General features: G+C 69.3%; 14 protein-coding genes and 1 pseudogene. 10 read left to right on the plus strand and 5 right to left on the minus strand.

Annotated features, from left to right (window positions below; all coding sequences use genetic code 11):
- The 3 genes from ABZY57_RS19140 to ABZY57_RS19150 form a co-directional block, all read right to left on the minus strand.
- On the minus strand, nucleotides 1–2036 hold a 2036-nt coding region (locus tag ABZY57_RS19140; RefSeq protein ID WP_356513385.1), incomplete at its 3' end, for an AAA family ATPase.
- Entirely contained in the window at nucleotides 2023–2298 is a 276-nt protein-coding gene (locus tag ABZY57_RS19145) for an MbtH family protein (RefSeq protein ID WP_356513387.1), read from the minus strand. The genes ABZY57_RS19140 and ABZY57_RS19145, both read right to left, overlap by 14 nt.
- 612 nt (nucleotides 2299–2910) lie before the next feature.
- Nucleotides 2911–3630 (minus strand): 4'-phosphopantetheinyl transferase superfamily protein, encoded by a 720-nt coding sequence (locus tag ABZY57_RS19150; protein ID WP_356513389.1) that lies wholly within the window; start codon nucleotides 3628–3630, stop codon nucleotides 2911–2913.
- A gap of 87 nt (nucleotides 3631–3717) precedes the next feature.
- On the opposite strand from ABZY57_RS19150, the pseudogene ABZY57_RS19155 reads away from it, so the two are divergent.
- The 5 genes and pseudogenes from ABZY57_RS19155 to ABZY57_RS19175 all read left to right on the plus strand — a co-directional run.
- Nucleotides 3718–3865, plus strand: a pseudogene (locus ABZY57_RS19155) (putative protein N(5)-glutamine methyltransferase); the annotation flags it as partial.
- Nucleotides 3866–4014: 149 nt separating this feature from the next.
- Nucleotides 4015–4149, plus strand: coding sequence for a hypothetical protein (locus tag ABZY57_RS19160; RefSeq protein ID WP_356513391.1), 135 nt, complete (start codon nucleotides 4015–4017; stop codon nucleotides 4147–4149).
- A gap of 305 nt (nucleotides 4150–4454) precedes the next feature.
- Nucleotides 4455–5906 carry an N-acetylglucosamine/diacetylchitobiose ABC transporter substrate-binding protein gene (ngcE, locus tag ABZY57_RS19165; RefSeq protein ID WP_356513393.1) on the plus strand — a complete coding sequence of 484 codons (1452 nt, stop codon included), beginning with the start codon at nucleotides 4455–4457 and terminating at the stop codon, nucleotides 5904–5906.
- A gap of 43 nt (nucleotides 5907–5949) precedes the next feature.
- Nucleotides 5950–6894, plus strand: a complete 945-nt coding sequence (locus ABZY57_RS19170) for a sugar ABC transporter permease (protein ID WP_356513395.1) — start codon at nucleotides 5950–5952, stop codon at nucleotides 6892–6894.
- 12 nt (nucleotides 6895–6906) lie between these two features.
- Nucleotides 6907–7833 (plus strand): carbohydrate ABC transporter permease, encoded by a 927-nt coding sequence (locus tag ABZY57_RS19175; RefSeq protein WP_356513397.1) that lies wholly within the window; start codon nucleotides 6907–6909, stop codon nucleotides 7831–7833.
- A gap of 7 nt (nucleotides 7834–7840) precedes the next feature.
- Here ABZY57_RS19175 and ABZY57_RS19180 read toward each other — a convergent pair whose 3' ends face one another.
- Both ABZY57_RS19180 and mgtA read right to left on the minus strand, forming a co-directional pair.
- Nucleotides 7841–8572 (minus strand): MgtC/SapB family protein, encoded by a 732-nt coding sequence (locus ABZY57_RS19180; protein ID WP_356513399.1) that lies wholly within the window; start codon nucleotides 8570–8572, stop codon nucleotides 7841–7843.
- A gap of 30 nt (nucleotides 8573–8602) precedes the next feature.
- On the minus strand, nucleotides 8603–11323 hold the full coding sequence (gene mgtA / locus ABZY57_RS19185) for a magnesium-translocating P-type ATPase (RefSeq protein ID WP_356513401.1): 2721 nt from the start codon (nucleotides 11321–11323) through the stop codon (nucleotides 8603–8605).
- A 589-nt stretch (nucleotides 11324–11912) separates the two neighbouring features.
- Between mgtA and ABZY57_RS19190 the strand changes: the two genes are divergently transcribed.
- The 5 genes from ABZY57_RS19190 to dxs all read left to right on the plus strand — a co-directional run bounded on the left by ABZY57_RS19190 (nucleotide 11913) and on the right by dxs (nucleotide 18744).
- Nucleotides 11913–13127 carry an ROK family transcriptional regulator gene (locus ABZY57_RS19190; RefSeq protein ID WP_243331471.1) on the plus strand — a complete coding sequence of 405 codons (1215 nt, stop codon included), beginning with the start codon at nucleotides 11913–11915 and terminating at the stop codon, nucleotides 13125–13127.
- Nucleotides 13128–13257: 130 nt separating this feature from the next.
- On the plus strand, nucleotides 13258–14361 hold the full coding sequence (locus ABZY57_RS19195; protein WP_356513403.1) for a substrate-binding domain-containing protein: 1104 nt from the start codon (nucleotides 13258–13260) through the stop codon (nucleotides 14359–14361).
- Nucleotides 14362–14518: 157 nt separating this feature from the next.
- Nucleotides 14519–15307 carry an ATP-binding cassette domain-containing protein gene (locus ABZY57_RS19200; RefSeq protein WP_330333251.1) on the plus strand — a complete coding sequence of 263 codons (789 nt, stop codon included), beginning with the start codon at nucleotides 14519–14521 and terminating at the stop codon, nucleotides 15305–15307.
- Entirely contained in the window at nucleotides 15304–16575 is a 1272-nt protein-coding gene (locus ABZY57_RS19205) for a sugar ABC transporter permease (RefSeq protein WP_356513405.1), read from the plus strand. Before ABZY57_RS19200 ends, ABZY57_RS19205 begins: the two co-directional genes overlap by 4 nt.
- A gap of 252 nt (nucleotides 16576–16827) precedes the next feature.
- On the plus strand, nucleotides 16828–18744 hold the full coding sequence (gene dxs, locus ABZY57_RS19210) for a 1-deoxy-D-xylulose-5-phosphate synthase (RefSeq protein WP_356513407.1): 1917 nt from the start codon (nucleotides 16828–16830) through the stop codon (nucleotides 18742–18744).
- Nucleotides 18745–18766 lie beyond the last annotated feature (22 nt).

Here is an 18766-nt window from a genome sequence, read left to right on the forward strand (position 1 = left end):
GTCCGGTCCGCCGCCCGGGGGGCCGCGACCCGGCCGGCCGCCCGGTCGCCGCTGACCCACGCGGCCCGGGAGAGCACGGCGCCGGCCTCGGCCAGGAGACAGTCGCCGCCGATCCGGTGGGCCGCCCGGTCCGCCCGGCGTCCCGACTCGACGGCGAGGTCGACGCGCCCCAGACGCAGACAGACCTCGGCGAGCCCGGTGGCGAACTGCGGGACCAGATAGTGGAGATCGTGCGCGGCGGCGATGCCGAGTCCCCGCTCGAAGTGGCGCGCCGCCTCCTCGTCCTGCTCCAGCCGGGCGAGGCCGCCTGCCAGCCAGTAGAGCGCGTCCAGCCGTCCGATGAGGGTCGTGTCGTCGATGCCGTCGATCAGTCCCGCCGTGTCGCCGAGCCGGAACTCGGCCTGCTCGGTACGGCCCGAGTCCGTGTCCCAGGCGCCGAGCAGCGCCCAGGCGTACGCCCTGGTCAGCGGGTTGTCGTGGCGGGCCGCCCAGCGCAGGGTGGGCAGTGTGGCGCCGGAGGGCGGACTGCCGCGCTCCAGCGTCGCCGCGAGCCACGCCAGGTCGACCAGCGCGAGGGCCTCGGGGTCCGTGGCCACCTCCGAGCGGACGGTCCTGAGCACCGACTCGGCGAGGGCGTGCCTGCCGAGCAGCCGTTGGGCCCTGGCCCGCCACTCGGCCGCCTCCGCACGGGCGAGGAGCGGGACCGTGAGGCCGGCCCGCGCGGTCCGGTCGAGGACCTCCAGGGCCTGTTTCGGCCGTCCCGCGACGACCAGGGCCTTGCCCGTACGGACGCGCTGTCCGTACAGGCCGGCCTCGTCGCCGAGGCCGTGACAGGAGTCGCCCGTGAGCAGTCCCGAGCGGACCCGGTCGGCGCCCGGCGCCCGGTTCGCCGGCGCCTCGGGCGTCCCGTGGGCGCACGGACCGGGCAGCCCGACGAGCTGCGCGGCCGCCGAGTGTGCCGCGAGCCGCCATTCCTCACCGGTGGTGTGGTACGCCGTCGCGCACAGGACGGGGTGCCGGAAACGGTACGAGCCGGCCAGCTCGCCGGGCCGGACGATGTCCTCGCGCAGCAGCTCCGCGAAGGCCGACGCGAGGCGGTCGGCGGGCAGCGCGGCCACGGACGCCATCTCCTGGAGCGTGAACCGCTCGCCGAGGATGGCGGCGGACTGCGCGACGAGCCAGCCGTCGTCGGAGACCGCGCGGAACTCGTCGAGGAAGCGGGTGAACGGCGCCAGCCCCGACACATCGGGCGTGGTCGTGCGCTCGTACGCGTCGGGGGAGGCCGAAAGGGCGAGGAACAGGCCCGGGTTGCCGCCCGCGCGGCCGAGCAGGTTCCGGCGGAGCCGGCGGCTCGTGCCCTTGGGCAGGAGCGGGGTGAGCTCCTGCTCGGGCAGCGGGCCGACCTCGATCCGCCGCACGGCGGGGACCGAGGACAGGAGCCCGCGCAGGCGGAGCGGCGACTGCCGGTCGCGATGGGCGACCAGGATCAGGAGCCGGGTCTCGGGCGCTCTGCGGACGAGGTTCTCCAGCAGGTCGAGCGAGGCCTGGTCCGCCCGGTGGACGTCGTCCAGGGCCAGCACCAGGCCGGTCTCCCCGGCCAGTTCGCGCAGCAGCGGACGGAGCGCCGCCCCCACCGCACCTGCCGGAACGGACTCCGGGGAGGGTGCGGGAAGGGAGGCGGCCGTCGGCGCGAGGGCGGGGAACAACAGCCCCAGGGTGGTGCGTTGGGCGGCCGGCACGGCGCCGGCGACCCCGGCGCCCCGGTCCGCGAGGGTCTCCTCGAAGGCGTCGGAGAACAGCTGGTAGGGCGACGCGCTCGCGGTCGGCACGGCGGCGGCGTGGGCGATGACCCAGCCCTGCCCCCGCGCCGCGTCGAGGACCTGGTGCAGCAGACGGGTCTTGCCGATCCAGGGCTCGCCGTGGATCTCTACGGTCGCGGGCGCGGACCGTGTCGAATCGAGAAGGCGCAGCACGTCCGCCGGGGGCAGGGCGCGTGAGGCGGACGCGTGCCGGGGACGTACGTCAAGCCCCCGCATGACCCGTGTTCTCCCCATGGGCGCGAAGCGCGTCAGCGCCGGTCGCACTCAGGGCGGGATCCTCGGCGGCCATGGCACGACGCAGGCTCAGAGGGCGCATGTCGGTCCAATGCGCTTCGATGTACTCCAGACATTCGTCCTTCTCCGACGGCCCGTGCACAGACCGCCAGCCAGCGGGAATTTCCTTCCCTTCGGGCCAAATGGAGTACTGCTCCTCCTCGTTGACGACGACGAGGTGACGCTCGGACGTGTCGGTAGACATCGTTTTCCCCCTAAATGCCTTTTGCAGCGATAACTGCAAGCACGAACTTCTGGCTGGGTTCAGTCAGTTGATCTTGCGTCACCCTATGAGCATGGCGCGGCAGAAGGAAAGCCTTTTCGTGGGTTGTCGTGAACCCTCCCCTTTGGTATGACGTCGACGACCGGGCTACGGTGTTTGGCTGATTCCTATCGGTCTCGGATGACTGTGGTCGAGGCGTGCCCGGGTGGGTTTCCTGCGGGATGGGCGGGGTCGCCGACGGCGCCCTGATCGACGGTTCCGCAGGGTGGTTGACGGCCCGTCGAGGTCATCGTCCCTGTTCAGGGCCGCTGCGAGACGATGCCGTGAGCACCTTGGCGCAGAAGGCGGGTTGACGGTGAGTCCACCCGTACGACGGGGGCGCAGCATCCGGATCCTCACCTGAGATTCGACAGTCGTCGGCAGTCAATTTCCGCACTTCGACAACGAATTGGAGCGGGGCTGGTAAGAGGGGTCGCATAGGCGGTGGTTCCCCGTTTGCGACCGCACCGACAATGACTTGTATTCATCGCTTCCCGGCCAACTTGCACCGAAAGGATCACACCACCCCTCCCGTCGGCCTCGACTGACGCTATGTCACGATTGCGCGAATGGTGTCCGTACGCGCACGGCGAGCGCCGCCGTGTAACCCCGCGGAGCGGGCAGATCCGTCAGGTCCCAGCCGGGCACCGTCGCCGGTGCGGACGCCGATCCGACGTACGGCTCCACGAGCCCGAGCGCGAGCCCCGTGCCGCTCGCTTTGAGACAGGCCTCCTTGCGGCACCACACCCGGCCCGCGGCCGCGCGCCGCTCGGCCTCGGGCATCCCGGCCAACTCCGCCGTCTCCGCCGGGTGCAGGGAGGGCAGGATGTCGGCCACGGAAGCCGCGCTCGGCACCTCCTCGACGTCGACCCCGACCGGCACCCCGCAGAACGCGAGATAGGCCAGGTCCCCGCTGTGCGAGAGCGAGAAGTGCAGGGCGCCCCCGGCCACGGCGGGCCGCCCGTGCGGTCCGCCGCAGCACGGGCACGTCTCGCGGACCAGGACCACGTCCTCGGGTGCCGTGCCCAGGTAGCCGCCCAGCAGCACCCGCAGCCCCACGTGCGAGGCCACGTACCGGTGCCGGTCCCGCTGTCGCGCCAACCGCTCGGCCCGCTCCCGCTCGGCGGCGCCCAGCATCCACCGTGCCCCGGTGACGGGGTGTCCGGCGACCACGTCCGACGTCGTGTCGAGGGCCCATACGGCCACGGCCTCGCCGGACGGCGGCTCGCCGATCCGCCGTGCGGTGCGGCCGAGGCGGTTGAGGGAGGGAGTCATCCGGCGAGGTTAGACCGGCCGGCGGGAGGCGACCGGTCAGGTGTGAGGCCGAGGGGAGGGCGAGGCCGTCGGATAACGTGACGAACCGTGTACGCGGAGTTCTGCGGGCTGCGCGCCGAGGTCTACGCCGAGGTGTTCGTACCCCGGCGGCCCACCGAGGCGCTCGTGCGGGAGGCCGCGCGGTTCGCCCCGGCGCCGCGCCGTGGTCGTCGACCTGTGCTGCGGTTCCGGAGCGGCACAGGGGGACAGGTCGATGACGACCCGGTTCGCGACGTCTGTGTCAGGTCGGCCGCGGAGCCTTTCGGCTTCCGCCTGGGCCGCGGCCGACGGAGGTCGGCGGACCTCGGTGGGCTCGGTGGGGAAGACCGCGAGGTAGTGGTTGTCGTGGGCGATCGCGGTGGTGACGGCGACGATCCGTTCCGCACGGAGGCGCTCGGCTTCGCCCTCGGGATCCTGCAGAACCGAACGTGCGGCGGGAGCCCGTCGCAGTACGTGCTCCGCAACCTCATCCGCGGCTGAGCGCAAACCGGCACCAAAGGGCCGTACCTCCGTTAAGGGGGTACGGCCCTTCCGTTTTTGCGGGCGGCTCCGACGGTCCAGCTCAGGTGACGGTGAGGTCTCAACTCGGAAAAGCCGGGGCCCATACCGGTACATGATCTTGCTCACAGGAGCGGAAGTGGACTATACCTGTGCCCGTCCGGATCACCGCGAAACGAGCGGCCCCGGACGGGGGGATGGCGGGGACCTGCGGTGATGTCCGCTGGGCGGCAGCAGTCGCACTTTCCTTCCTCCTTCACACTTCTGACGAAGGCGAGGACTTGAGCATGGGATCCACCTCCGCCCACGGCGAGCACAGCAACGGTGAGGGCTTCGGCCGCCGGGACCTGATCAAGCGCTCCGCGGCACTCGGCCTGATCGCCGTACCGACGATGAGCTTCCTGTCCGCGTGCGCCTCCGGCTCCGACGAGACGACCAAGGGCAACGAGTCCAAGGTGGCCGTCACCAAGGAGAACCCGTTCGGCGTCGCCAAGGGCGGCAAGCTCGACGTGGTCGTCTTCAAGGGCGGCTACGGCGACGACTACGCCAAGGCCTGGGAAGCGGCGTTCGACAAGAAGTGGGGCACCACTTCCTCGCACCTCGCCACCCAGGAGATCACCTCCAAGCTGCAGCCCCGCTTCAACGGCGGCAACCCGCCGGACGTCGTCGACGACTCCGGCGCCCAGCAGATCAAGCTGGACGTGCTCGTGAAGGGCAACCAGCTCGCCGACCTCGCCGTGGTGCTCGACGCCCCGTCGCTCGACGACCCGACCAAGAAGGTCCGGGACACGCTGATGCCCGGGACCGTCGAAAGCGGCATGATCGGCGGCAAGTTCGTCGCGCTGCAGTACGTGTACACCGTCTGGGGCCTGTGGTACTCGGGCAAGCTCTTCAAGGAGAAGGGCTGGACCGCGCCGAAGACCTGGCCCGAGTTCATGGACATCTGTCAGAAGGCGAAGGCGGCCGGCATCGGCGGCCTGGCCCACCAGGGCAAGCACCCGTACTACATCAACGTCGCCATCATGGACCTGATCGCCAAGAAGGGCGGCCTGGATGCCATGAAGGCGATCGACAACCTGGAGCCGAACGCCTTCGCGGACAACCCGGTCGCGCTGGAGGCCGTCGAGGCGATCTACGAGATCGTCGAGAAGGACCTGCTGATGCCGGGCACCAACGGCCTGACGCACACCGAGTCCCAGACCCAGTGGAACCAGTACAAGGCCGCCTTCATCACCTCCGGCTCCTGGCTGGAGAACGAGCAGCTCAAGCAGACCCCGGACGACTTCGACATGCAGTTCCTGCCGATGCCGGTGCTGCCGGACAGCAAGCTGCCCTTCGAGGCCATCCGCGCCGGCGCCGGCGAGCCCTTCATCGTCCCGGAGAAGGCCGCCAACAAGGCCGGCGGCCTGGAGTTCCTCCGCTCGATGCTGTCGCGCGAATGGTCGACCCTCTTCGCCCAGCAGGCCAACTCCCTCACCGTCCTCAAGGACGGCGTCGACCCGGCGGTCAAGCTCCGCCCGGGTACGCAGTCGGCCGTGGCCGCACTCAAGGGGGCCGGGGACAACACGTTCAACTACCGGTACACCGACTGGTACAGCGCCATGGCCACCGAGCTGGAGAACGCGTCCAATGAGCTGATGGCCAAGCGCATCCAGCCCAAGGAATGGATCAAGCGGGCCCAGGCTGCGGTAAACAAGGCGACCGAGGACCCGAACGCCAAGAACAACAAGCGCAGCTGACACCGCGTCCACCGGGCACCCGGAAACACCAGGGACGGACACCATGAGCCATGTAGCGAACAGCAAGGGGCGGGGCGGCTTCATCGCCGGCTTCCTCATCCTGCCCCTTGCGCTGTACCTGACCTTTGTCATCTGGCCGTACATTCAGACGTTCGGCTATTCCTTCACCAACTGGACGGGTCAGTCACCGACTTTCGACTTCGTCGGGCTGGACAACTACTCGGCCTTGCTGAAGGACGAGGTCTTCGGCGGCGCGCTGCTGAACAATCTGCTGCTCCTGGTGTTCGTCCCGACGGTCACCATCCTCATCGCCCTGTTCTTCGCCTTCATGCTGAACGCCGGCGGGCGCAGCGGAGCCGGCGGAGTCCAGGGGGTGGCGGGCTCCGCCCTCTACAAGGTGATCTACTTCTTCCCCCAGGTGCTCTCCCTCGCCATCCTCGCGGTGCTCTTCGGAGCCGTGTACCGCAGTGACGAGGGGGGCCTGCTGAACGGTTTCCTCACCAAACTGGGCCTGGTCGACCCGGCCCACCCCATCGAATGGCTCAACGAGCCCAACTTCGTCCTCTGGTGCCTGCTGCTCGTCGTCGTCTGGCACGGGGTCGGTTTCTACCTCGTCCTGTTCTCGGCGGCCATGCAGTCGGTGCCCAAGGACATCTACGAAGCCGCACTGCTCGACGGCGCGGGGCGCGCCCAGACCTTCTTCAAGGTCACGCTGCCCCTGCTGTGGGATTCTGTGCAGACCTCCGCGGTCTATCTGGGCATCGCCGCGATGGACATGTTCGTCCTCGTGTCGACCATGACCTCGGGCCAGTTCGGCGGCGGACCGGACCACCACAGCGAGGTCATGGCGACGGTGCTGATGCGTAACTTCCTCTACTTCGGCAATGCGGGCTACGCCTGCGCCATGGGGGTCGTGATGCTCGTCCTCACCCTGATCCTCTCCGCCATCACGCTGCGGGCCACTCGCCGCGAGCACGTCGAGTTCTAGCGGGAGACCACGATGACCACTGTGATCAAAGCACCGGGCGAGGCGGCGGCCGAGAAGCGCTCCGCCGCCACCGGGCAGCCCCGCGGGAGCAAGAGCGGTTCCGACGGCATGGTGCTCAACGTCTTCTCGCACGGCTTCCTCGCCGTGTGGGGGATACTGATCGTCCTGCCGCTGATCTGGCTGGTGCTCGGCTCGTTCAAGACCGACGTGCAGATCGGCAGTTCGGCCCTGAGCTGGCCGGCCCACTGGGAGTTCGACGCCTTCGGGCGCGCCTGGAACAAGGGCATCGGGGACTACTTCGCCAACACGCTGATCGTGATGGTGTTCTCGGTCCCGCTGACGATGCTGCTCGGCTCGATGGCCGCGTACGTCCTGGCACGCTACCCCTTCGCGGGCAACCGTCCGATCTACTACTTCTTCGTCAGCGGGGCCATGTTCCCGGTCTTCCTGGCGCTCGTCCCGCTGTTCTTCATGGTGAAGCGGCTGGACATGCTCAACTCGTACCAGGGTCTGATCCTGGTGTACGTGGCGTACTCGATGCCGTTCACCGTCTTCTTCATGCACTCGTTCTTCCGGACGCTGCCGACGGCCGTGCACGAGGCGGCGGTGATCGACGGGGCCTCGCACACCCGCATCTTCTTCCAGGTGATGCTGCCGATGGCCAAGCCCGGCCTGATCAGCGTCGGGATATTCAATGTCCTGGGGCAGTGGAACCAGTACATCCTGCCGTCCGTGCTGATGCAGCCGCAGACCGGATCGGACCCCGAGCGCTACATGCTCACCCAGGGCCTGATCCAGCTGCAGTACCAGATGGGCTACGAGACGGACCTGCCGGTGCTGTTCGCCGGTGTGACCATCGCGATGATCCCGATGCTGGTGGTCTACCTGTCCTTCCAGCGGCAGATCCAGGCGGGCCTGACCTCGGCCACGCTCAAGTAGCCCGCACTCATGCGGTGGTGCCCGACGCATCGGGCACCACCGACCAGCTGACCGCCGAGACGGAGGGGTCCAGCGAGAGGTTGCTCACCGCTTCCTCCAGCATCCGGCCCCCCTCGCCCTCGGCGGTCAGCAGCGCGGACACCGTCACCAGGCCGGCCTCCGGGCCGTCCTGGCTGCGGATCGAGCGCAGCTGGTACCCCGGCCGGCCCAGCGCGTCGACCAGCCGGTGGCGGATGTGGGCCTCCTCCGCCTCCAGGCACACGGCCTCGAAGTGGAAGTCCGTGGCCACCTCGGCCCCGCCCCCCGGCTCGCGGTCCATCCGCCGGCCCAGCGGGCGCAGCAGGAGGTTCGCCCCCACCACGCCCACCGTGCCGCAGGCCGCCAGGACGAACATCCCGGTGCCCGCGAGGCAGCCCACGGCCGCCGAACACCACAGGGTGGCGGCCGTGTTCAGGCCCCGGACGCTCAGCCCGTCGCGCATGATCACACCGGCGCCCAGGAAGCCGATCCCCGAGACGATCTGGGCGGCGACCCGCGAGCCGTCGTACTGGACCTGCGAGACCTCGCCCATGAACCCGTACTGCGAGAGCAGCACGAAGAGCGCGGCCCCGCCCGCCACCAGGGCGTTGGTCCGCAGGCCCGCCATCCGGGCCCGCCACTGCCGTTCCAGGCCGATCGCCGCCCCGAATCCGAGCGCCGCGACCAGGTGCCCGGCCATCTCCCATTCGGTGAGCGTCACCGGCCTTCTCCCTTCCTGCGTGCGCGGCTCCTAGAGCCAGGTGCCGAACCTGCGGATGTACACGGTCTTCAGCAGCTGCGTGAGCGTGCAGTACGCCAGCAGTACGCCGATGAGCCAGGGGAAGTAGCTCGTCGGCAGCGGGACGAAGCCCAGCGAGGAGGCCAGCGGCGAGAAGGGCAGGAAGAGCCCGGTCAGCACCGCGAGGACGGTCATCACCATCACCGGCCAGGACGCCCGCGACTGGATGAAGGGGATCCTGCGGGTACGGATCATGTGGACGACCAGGGTCTGCGAGAGCAGGCCCTCGATGAACCAGCCGGACTGGAAGAGCGCCGCGTGCGCCTCGCTGTTGGCGGCGAACACGTTCCACATGATGACGAACATCGCGATGTCGAAGATCGAGCTGATCGGGCCGATGCAGAGCATGAAGCGGCCGATTCCCTTGGCGTCCCAGTTGCGCGGCTTCCTCAGGTACTCCTCGTCCATCCGGTCCCACGGGGTGGCCAGCTGGGCGATGTCGTAGACCAGGTTCTGCACCAGCAGCATGATCGCCAGCATCGGCTGGAAGGGGATGAAGGCGCTCGCCACCAGCACCGAGAAGACGTTGCCGAAGTTGGAGCTGGCCGTCATCTTGATGTACTTGATGGTGTTGCCGAAGGTGGTCCGGCCCTGGATCACGCCCTGCTCCAGGACGGTCAGGTCCTTCTCCAGCAGGATGATGTCGGCGGACTCCTTGGCGATGTCGACGGCGGTGTCGACGGAGATGCCGACGTCCGCGTCGCGCAGCGCGGCCGCGTCGTTGATGCCGTCCCCGAGGAAGCCGACCGTGTGGCCGTCGGCCTGCAGGGCCCGTACGATCCGGGCCTTCTGGACGGGGTTGACCTTGGCGAAGACCGTCGTCCGTGCGGCCAGCGCGCGCAGTTCGGTGTCGTCGAGGGCGTCGATCTCGGTGCCGCGCACCACGTGGCCGACCGTGAGGCCGACATCGGCGCAGACGCGGGCCGCGACGAGCTCGTTGTCGCCGGTGACCACCTTGACCGCGATGCCCTTGTCGGCCAGGCCCTGCAGGGCCCGGGCGGCGTCGGCCTTCGGCGGGTCGAGGAAGGCGAGGAAGCCGACCAGGGTCAGGCCGTCCTCGTCGGCCACCGTGTAGGTGTCGCGGGGCGTGTCCATCGTGCGGGTGGCGACGGCGAGGACGCGCAGGCCCTGGCGGTTGTTGTCCTCGGCGATCCGGGTGACGTGCCACCGGAGCTGTTCGGTCAGCTCGACCTTCTGCCCGCGGTCCGTCATGTGGGTGCACCGGGCGAGGACTTCCTCGACGGCACCCTTGGTGATCATGACGTGCTCGGGCCGGCCGGAGCCGCCGACGATGCTGTTGCGGTTCAGGACCACGGACATCCGGCGCCGGGCGAAGTCGAAGGGGATCTCGTCGACCATCGAGAACCGGGCATCGACGACAACCTCCTCGGCCTCGCCCACGCGGTCGATGACCGCCTGGTCCATCAGGTTCTTCAGGCCCGTCTGGAAGTGCGCGTTGAGGTAGCCGTACTCCAGGACCTCGTTGTCCTCGTCGCCGTGCACGTCGAGGTAGCGGTCCAGGACGATCCGGTCCTCGGTGAGGGTGCCGGTCTTGTCCGTGCAGAGCACGTCCATGGCGCCCAGGTTCTGGATCGCGTTGAGCCGCTTGACGACCACCTTGCGCTTGGACATCGCCACGGCGCCGCGCGCCAGGTTGGCGGAGACGACCATCGGCAGCATCTCGGGGGTCAGGCCGACCGCCACGGCGATGCCGAGGAGGAAGGCGGCCTCCCAGTCGCCCTTGGTGAAGCCGTTGATCATGAAGACGACGGGGACCATCACCAGCATGAAGCGGATCAGCAGGAAGCTGACCTTGCGCACCCCGGTGTCGAAGTTGGTCTCCGGGCGCTCGCCGACCAGGGATCCGGCCATCGAGCCGAAGTAGGTGTCGGAGCCCGTGGCGACGACGAGTCCGGTGGCGGTGCCGGAGGTCACCGACGTGCCCATCAGGCAGAGGTTGTCGGCCTCGACGGGGTCGGTGGTCGCGCTCTGGCCGAGGTCGTCCGCCCGGGTGTCGGCCTTGGCGACCGGCAGGGACTCCCCGGACAGGGCGGCCTGGCCCACCATGAGGTCCTTGGCGGTGATGAGCCGCAGGTCGGCCGGGATCAGGTCGCCGGCGGCCAGCTTGACCACGTCGCCGGGGACCACCTGGTCCATCGGGATCTCGAAGGTGGTGGGGGCCGCGCCGCTGCCCGCCCGGCGCTGCACCGCGCAGGTGGTGGTGACGAGCTGCTTCAGCGCGTCGGCCGCCCGGCCCGAGCGGTACTCCTGCCAGAAGCGCAGCAGGCCGCTGACCCCGACCATCACCGAGAGGATGACGACGCCCGGGTCGCCGGGGTCCTGCCAGTACATGACGGCCGCCAGGAAGACCAGAACGCCGATGAAGGGATTCGCGTACGCCCTCGCCAGCTGGACGTACCAGCGGGGGGCGCGTTCCTGGGCGATGACGTTGGAGCCGTGGCGCTCCAGGCGCAGCGCGGCCTCGGCGTGGGTGAGGCCGTTGCGGGAGGCGTCGACGGACTGCAGGACCCGGACGCCCGGACGGGCACTGATCTCGGCGAGCCGCTCGCCGACGACCCGGGTACGGGCCTCCAGCTCGGCGGTCTTGCGTTCGCGGCGGGCCCGGCCCGGGGGTGCGAGCTTCGTGGGGGTACGGGGGGTGAGCATGGTCATGGCACATACCTCCCTCCACGGTGTCCGGGCAGCGCGGAGCCGCGCGGTCACGTGGAGTGATCATGGGTCGGCGTCGAGCGGCACGTACGGCCGCGGGGCACGCCGATGGGCATGGATGACGCGCGCCCGACGGAAGCGTCAGGGCGTGCGGAAGGGGTTACGAAGGTGAATGCAGAAACGCACGGAGGCGGCGAGGGGCCGCGGGCGTGCACACTCGAAGAGAGACCGGCCGCTCAGGGAGCTCAGCCGAGGAGAGCGCTGCAAGGACTTCGATCGGGACTCATCCCGAACACCTCCTCGCGTAGCGCTTGTGTGACAGTGGGCGCCCGATCCGGCCGTGAAGACCGTGAAGACCAGCGCCACGGCGACCGTAGCACGAGTGGGATGGAGGTTTCTCTCATACTTATGACCGGTAGTGGCCGATTCGTACTGCCGCGGCCTCTTGACGTCGCGAGGCGCAAAGGCTCGGATTAAGGTTCACAAGTTGGAGAGACGCCGGGGTCTCGTGTCAGTCGGGGCATGCAGCCGCTGACAGCCCCGGCCGGGGGGCGACGGCTTGCCGTTGCTTATGGGCAGGAGTGGATGAGTCGTGCAGACTCCCGGATCGCAGTCTTCACTGCATCGCGCCAATCTGGAGCGCGTCGTACGGGCGGTACGGCTCGCCGGTTCGCTGACCCAGGCGGAGATCGCCCGGAGCACCGGACTGTCGGCGGCCACGGTCTCCAATATCGTCCGGGAGCTCAAGGAGGCCGGGACCGTCGAGGTCACGGACACCTCGGCCGGCGGCAGGCGGGCGCGCAGCGTCTCGCTCAGCGGTGACGCGGGCATCGTCATCGGTGTGGACTTCGGCCACACCCACCTGCGCGTGGCCGTGGGCAACCTCGCCCACCAGGTACTGGCCGAGGAATCCGAGCCGCTGGACGTGGACGCCTCCTGGGTCGACGGCTTCGACCGGGCGGAAGCCCTGGTGGGACGGCTCGTCGAGGGCATAGGGATCGGCCGGGACAAGGTCATCGGCGTCGGGCTCGGCGTCCCGGGCCCCATCGACCTGGAGTCCGGCACCCTCGGGTCCACCGCGATCCTGCCGGGCTGGGCCGGGATCAACCCGCGGCGCGAGCTCTCGCAGCGCCTGGGCGTACCGGTGTACGTGGACAACGACGCGAACCTCGGAGCCCTCGGTGAACTCGTCTGGGGGAGCGGCCGGGGAGTGAAGGACCTGGCCTACATCAAGGTGGCCAGCGGTGTCGGCGCGGGGCTCGTGATCAACGGCCAGATCTACCGGGGACCCGGCGGCACGGCGGGCGAGATCGGGCACATCACGCTCGACGAATCGGGCCCGGTCTGCCGCTGCGGCAACCGCGGCTGCCTGGAGACCTTCGCCGCCGCCCGGTACGTGCTGCCGCTCCTGCAGAGCAGCCACGGACCGGAGTTGACGATGGAACGGGTGGTGGAACTGGCCCGGGACGGGGACCCCGGCTGCCGTCGGGTGATCACGGACGTGGGCCGCCACATCGGCAGCGGCGTGGCCAGTCTGTGCAACCTCCTGAACCCGAGCAGGGTGGTCCTGGGCGGCTCGCTCGCGGACGCCGGTGAACTGGTCCTGGCCCCCATCCGTGAATCAGTGGGGAGGTACGCGATCCCCAGTGCGGCCCGGCAGTTGTCGGTGCTCACGGGGTCCCTGGGCGGGCGGGCCGAGGTACTGGGCGCGCTGGCCCTCGTGCTGAGCGAGATGGGCGATTCGACGCTTTTGGCGGAAAATGGAAGTGGAGTGCGAGCTCCCGCCGTCTTGTCTTCAGTTAGATAACGAATGGCGTCGTTGTCATCTCGTTAAGCATTCACTCCTTGACGACAAACTCGCGGCCGGGGTTGACTCACATCCACCTCGGCCGCAGTGCTGCGGCCTCGTCAGGGAGGTTCAAGTAATGAACACGCGTATGCGCAGAGTCGCCGTCGCCGTTGCCGCCGGCACCATGGCCGTCTCGCTCGCCGCTTGCGGCAGCGCGAAGGAGTCCGGGGACACGAAGGACAACGCCACCGGCGCGGTCAAGGGCGGCGCGATCAAGGTCGGTCTGCTCCTGCCGGAGAACCAGACCGCGCGTTACGAGAAGTTCGACAAGCCGCTCATCGAGAAGGCGGTCAAGGACCTCACCGCGGGCAAGGGCGAGGTCGTCTACGCCAACGCCAAGCAGGACGCGACCACGCAGAACTCCCAGGTCGACACGATGATCACCAACAAGGTGAACGTCCTGATCATCGACGCGGTGGACTCCAAGGCCATCGCGGGCTCGGTCAAGAAGGCCAAGGAGGCCGGCATCCCGGTCGTGGCCTACGACCGCCTCGCCGAGGGCCCGATCAGCGCCTACACCTCCTTCGACAACGAAGAGGTCGGCAAGGTCCAGGGCAAGGCGCTCGTGGAGGCGCTGGGCGACAAGGCCAAGGACGGCCAGATCGTCATGATGAACGGCTCCGTCACCGACCCGAACGCCGCGTTGTTCAAGAAGGGCGCGCACTCCGTCCTCGACGGCAAGGTGAACGTCGGCAAGGAGTACGACACCGTCGAGTGGAAGCCGGAGAACGCCAACACCAACATGGCGGCCGCACTCTCGGCGCTCGGCAAGGACAAGGTCATCGGCGTCTACTCCGCCAATGACGGCATGGCAGGCGGCATCATCACCGCCCTCAAGGCGGCCGGCGTGTCCCCCCTGCCCCCCGTCACGGGCCAGGACGCCGAACTCGCCGGTGTGCAGCGGATCGTTGCGGGCGAGCAGTTCATGAGCGTCTACAAGCCGTACGCCCCCGAGGCCGAGGCCGCCGCGAAGATGGCCGTGGCCCTCGCCAAGGGCGAGTCGATCGCGACCACCGCCACCGCCAAGGTCGACAGCCCCACCACCAAGGACGTTCCGTCCCTGCTGATCCCCGTCGTCTCGCTGACCAAGGCGAACGTCAAGGACACCGTCATCCGGGACAACGTCTACACGGTCGACGAGATCTGCACCGAAAAGTACGCGGCCGCCTGCGCCACCCTCGGCCTGAAGTAGGCCCCCCGCCGCTCGGTCCGCCGAGCGGCCCCCAAGCCTGTCCGGCGCTCCCGCCTCCATCCCGCCACTGGCGGGGCGCCGGACAGAAACGTTTCTCTCACATCCCCTGTGGTCCCGCTCTTTTGTACGACATCCCCGCCGGTCAGGCGGCAAGGAGATGGTTCATGTGTCCGCTGCGCCCGTACTGGCGTTGCGAGGGGTCTCGAAGCGGTTCGGTGCCGTTCAGGCCCTCACCGACGTAGAACTCGAGATCCACTCCGGCGAGGTGGTCGCCCTCGTCGGCGACAACGGCGCCGGTAAGTCCACGCTGGTCAAGACGATCGCCGGCGTGCACCCCATCGATGACGGAGTCATCGAGTGGGAGGGCCGCCCGGTCTCGATCACCAAGCCCCACGACGCCCAGAACCTGGGCATCGCGACGGTCTACCAGGACCTCGCGCTGTGCGACAACATCGATGTCGTCGGCAACCTCTTCCTGGGACGCGAGCTCAAGCGGCGCGGCGTCCTCGACGAGGTGGAGATGGAGCGGCGCGCACGCGAGCTCCTGACCACCCTGTCCATCCGGATCCCCAGCGTCCGCATCCCCATCGCCTCGCTCTCCGGCGGCCAGCGCCAGACCGTGGCGATCGCCCGCTCCATGCTGGGCGAGCCCCAGCTCGTGATCCTGGACGAGCCCACCGCGGCCCTCGGCGTCGAGCAGACCGCACAGGTGCTCGACCTGGTCGAGCGGCTGCGCGAGCGCGGCCACGCCGTCATCCTCATCAGCCACAACATGGCCGATGTGAAGGCCGTGGCCGACAAGGTGGCCGTCCTGCGGCTGGGCCGCAACAACGGCGTCTTCTCCGTGAAGGACACGTCGCAGGAAGAGATCATCTCCGCCATCACCGGGGCCACGGACAACGCCGTGACCCGCCGGGCGGCCCGCACCGGGGAGGCCCGCAAGTGAGCACCCAGCACATAGACCCCGTCAACCCGGCCGCCGCGCACGATGCCATCCCGGCCGTGGACCCCCGCCTGCTCGTCCGCGAGCAGGGCCTCGCCGGGTACGTGAACGAGTTCGGCCGCAAGCTCAAGGCCGGCGACCTGGGCTCCGTGCCCGTCGTCCTCGGCCTGATCATCATCTGGAGCATCTTCCAGGGCCTGAACTCGAACTTCCTCGGCGCCGAGAACCTCACCAACATCGCGATCACGATGACGGCCACCGGCATGATGGCGGTCGGCATCATCTTCGTCCTGCTGCTCGGCGAGATCGACCTGTCGGTCGGCTCGGTCAGCGGCGTCTCGGGCGCGATCGTGGCCGTCCTCTCGGTCACCAACGGCGTCAACGAATGGCTGGCCATCCTCGCGGCGATCGCCGGAGGTGCCCTGATCGGCTCCCTCCACGGCTTCTTCTTCGCCAAGATCGGTGCCCCGGCCTTCGCCGTCACCCTGTCGGGCCTGCTCTTCTGGTCCGGCGCCATGCTGCAGATCCTGGGCAGCAACGGCACGATCAACCTCGACTCCGATGGCGTGGTCGGGCAGCTGACCACGTACTTCTTCTCCGACGTGGCCGTCGGCTACGGGCTCGCCGCCGTCGCCGTGGTGGGCTACTTCCTCGCCACGTTCTCCGACAACCGGCGCCGCGCGGCCGCGGGGATCCCCTCCCGGCCGCTCGGCGAGATCCTGCTGCGCACCGCGCTCCTCGCGGTGTTCACCTTCGGTCCGGCCATGGTGTTCAACCAGTACAAGGGCCTGCCGCTGGCGATCGTGCTCTTCCTGCTGGCCCTGGTCGCCACGGACTTCCTCCTGCGGCGCACCACCTTCGGCCGCCAGGTCTTCGCCCTCGGCGGCAGCGTCGAGGCCTCCCGCCGCGCCGGCATCAACGTCAACCGGGTCCGGATCACGGTCTTCGCGATCGCCGGCACCTTCGCGGCGATCGGCGGCCTCTTCTGGGCCTCCAAGATCGCGGCGGCGAACCAGAGCGCCGGCGCCGGCGACCTGCTGATGAACGTGATCGCGGCGGCCGTCATCGGCGGCACCAGCCTCTTCGGCGGCCGCGGCCGGACCTGGAACGCCCTCCTCGGCGTCATGGTCATCACCTCCATCCAGTACGGTCTGGCCCTGGAGGGAATCGCGACGCCGATCCAGTACATGATCACCGGCGCGGTCCTCCTCGCCACCGTGGTGATCGACTCGATCACCCGCAAGACGCAGAAGACGGCCGGGCGCGCCTGACCGGCGTGTGCGGAGCGTGACGCGGCGGTAAGAACCGTCACAGTGCCCGGTGCCACCTCGTGTGGCATCGGGCACCTGCGCGTGCCCGCGTGAGCACAGACGTGCGGGTATGCACCCTTTTGGTGGGTGTGGCTCCGTACTGATGTGTACAGGTATGACAAAGGTGTGACCTGACCGGGACCGCGCCTCACCAACGGCCAAGTGGCGAACATTAGACTCGGCAGACCAGCAAGCGACTGCAAGGAGGCACGGGTGCTGCTGACCCGCATCAAGGGACCGCGCGATCTGGACCGGCTCAGCCAGGAGGAGCTCGAGCGGCTCGCCGCAGAGATCAGGACCTTCCTCGTCGACGCCGTCTCCAAGACCGGCGGGCACCTCGGCCCCAACCTCGGTGTCGTCGAACTGACGATCGCTCTGCACAGGGTCTTCGACTCGCCGAAGGACAAGGTCCTCTTCGACACCGGCCACCAGGCCTACGTGCACAAGCTGCTCACGGGCCGCCAGGACTTCGCGGGCCTGCGCACGAAGGGCGGCCTGTCGGGCTACCCCTCGCGCGCCGAGTCCGAGCACGACGTGATCGAGAACTCGCACGCGTCCACCGTGCTGGGCTGGGCCGACGGCTTCGCCAAGGCCAACGAGGTGCTCGGCAAGGAAGACCACCACGTCGCAGCGGTCATCGGCGACGGAGCCCTCACCGGCGGCATGGCCTGGGAGGCGCTGAACAACATCGCCGCTGCCAAGGACCGCCCCCTGGTGATCGTCGTCAACGACAACGAACGCTCGTACGGCCCCACCATCGGCGGCCTCGCGAACCATCTGGCCACCCTGCGCACCACGGACGGCTACGAGCGCTTCCTGGCCCGCGGCAAGGACCTGCTGGAGCGCACCCCGGTCGTCGGGAAGCCCCTCTACGAGACCCTGCACGGCGCCAAGAAGGGCCTCAAGGACTTCATCGCCCCGCAGGGCATGTTCGAGGACCTGGGCCTGAAGTACATCGGGCCCATCGACGGACACGACATCGAGGCCCTGGAATCGGCCCTGCAGCGCGCCAAGCGCTTCAGCGGACCGGTCATCGTGCACTGCCTCACCCAGAAGGGCCGGGGCTACGAGCCGGCCGTCCAGGACGAGGCGGACCGCTTCCACGCCGTCGGCGTGATCCACCCGGACACCGGCCTGCCGGTCTCCACCGACGCCGCCAGCTGGACCTCCGTCTTCGCCGACGAGATGGTCAAGCTCGGCAAGGAGCGCAAGGACATCGTCGCGATCACCGCGGCCATGCTCCAACCGGTCGGCCTGAAGAAGTTCGCCGACGCCTACCCGGACCGCATCTTCGACGTGGGCATCGCCGAACAGCACGGCGCCACCTCGGCGGCGGGCCTGGCCTCCGGCGGCGCCCACCCGGTCTTCGCGGTGTACGCGACCTTCCTCAACCGCGCCTTCGACCAGGTCCTGATGGACGTGGCCCTGCACAAGTGCGGGGTCACCTTCGTCCTGGACCGCGCCGGGGTCACCGGCACCGACGGCGCCTCCCACAACGGCATGTGGGACATGTCCATCCTCCAGGTGGTCCCGGGCCTGCGCCTCGCGGCCCCGCGCGACGCCGAGCAGCTGCGCGCCCAGCTGAACGAGGCCGTCCTGGTGAAGGACGCGCCGACCGTCGTGCGCTTCTCCAAGGGCGTCGTCGGCCCGGCGGTCCCGGCCGTCGGCAGGATCGGCGGCATGGACGTGCTGCGCCGTCCGGCCGAGGAGGTCACCCGGCCGGACGTACTGCTCGTCTCGGTCGGCGCGCTCGCCCCGATGTGCCTGGAGATCGCCGATCTGCTCGACAAGCAGGGCATCTCCACGACCGTGGTCGACCCCCGCTGGGTCAAGCCGGTGGACGAGGCCCTGGCCCCGCTCGCCGACCGCCACCGCGTGGTCGTCACCGTGGAGGACAACAGCCGCGCCGGCGGCGTGGGCTCCGCCGTCGCGCAGGCCCTGCGCGACGCGGGGGTCGACGTGCCGCTGCGCGACTTCGGCATTCCGCAGCGCTTCCTGGACCACGCCACGCGCAAGGAGGTCATGGCCGAGATCGGCCTGACCGCCCCGGACATCGCGCGGCAGGTCACCGGCCTGGTGGCCAAGCTGGACGGGCGCTACGACAGCGAGCCGGCCGCCGCCGTCGACTGAGCGGAGCGCCTGCCGCGACCGA

This window comes from Streptomyces sp. NPDC006450 (assembly GCF_040612195.1).
Taxonomy (GTDB): Bacteria; Actinomycetota; Actinomycetes; order Streptomycetales; family Streptomycetaceae; genus Streptomyces.